Genomic DNA, 1,136 nt, shown 5'->3' with positions numbered 1-1,136 from the left:
CATTAGCTGTTTTCCGCGGAAAACAGCTAATGGCGTTTTCAGACTATGTGCTAAGTTAGCGAGGGAGTTCTTATAACGCTCTCGTCGTGATTTTTCGTGATCGAGAAGGGTATTAATATTCTGCGTGAGTTGATTCAATTCTTTTGGGTAATCTTTTGATAGCCGTTGTCGTTGGCCACTTTCAATGGCATGTAAATCGACAGCAACATCGTGTAAAGGTCTCAAGCTCCATCGTAAAATAAATGCCTGAGCAATTAATAACATCAGTCCGGTACCGCCGAGCCAATACCAAAGGCTGAGTTGAAATTCAGCTTTTTGTTGAACAATGGTATTGAGATCTTCGGAAACATTAATGGTGTAATAAAATTCTTTGCCTTGTTCATTTTCCCAAACAATCCCATAGGCTAAATTAAGTAATTTAGCTTGATGGAGTTCAATGACTGAAAACTTTTGATTAGAGGGGCCTGGATGTTCTGGAAGAGCAATAAATATGCCGAGTGTTGAAGGTGATTGCCACAATATTGATCGACCACTAATAATTTGTGCATATAAACCTGAATTTGGTGTTGAGAATGCGGGCTCAGCTAATGTTTTTGGCATTATTACAGCACCATTTTCCGTGAATTCAGCGGCGGATAATACGGTATAAATATAGTTGGTTAATCGTTGTTGTTGGGCACTATCTGCACTGGTTTGAAAAGCATTGTTTAAACTAAATGCTGATAAGCCAAGAAATGCGGTTAGTACAAGACTGACGGCAAGTAGAAGTCGATTACTAAGAGATAACTGTTTAATGGGCACGTGGTAATGTTAACCGATAACCACGACCACGTAATGTTTCGATTGGATTAAGAGTTTTGTCGGGATCAAGTTTATTGCGGAGGCGTTTTATAAAAACTTCAATGACATTACTATCACGATCATGATCCTGTTCATAGATATGTTCGGTTAGTTCTGTTTTGGATAGTACTTCACCTGCATGCAACATAAGGTAGCGAAGTAGGCGATACTCATAAGCGGTTAATTTGACGACAGTCCCGTTATTAACCACTTCCTGACTTGATGGGTTTAATGTGACAGTACCACACGTTAACGTTGCATTAGCCCAACCTGAAGCCCCTCGAGCAAGAGCATTA

Annotated in this window: 2 protein-coding genes; both read right to left on the bottom strand. The window is 40.0% G+C overall.

Translation table 11 applies throughout. The features are described from left to right. Nucleotides 1-801, bottom strand: an 801-nt coding sequence (locus AC3AYF_RS21530; protein ID WP_487780507.1) for a sensor histidine kinase, incomplete at its 3' end; no start/stop codon positions are given. Next, a partial coding sequence (locus AC3AYF_RS21525; RefSeq protein WP_487780506.1) for a winged helix-turn-helix domain-containing protein occupies nt 791-1,136 on the bottom strand: 346 nt, incomplete at its 5' end. The genes AC3AYF_RS21525 and AC3AYF_RS21530, both read right to left, overlap by 11 nt.

It is taken from the genome of Salinicola sp. (assembly GCF_982684285.1).
The sequence above is the reverse complement of the archived record's forward strand: the minus strand, read 5'-3'. Positions and strand labels throughout refer to the sequence as shown.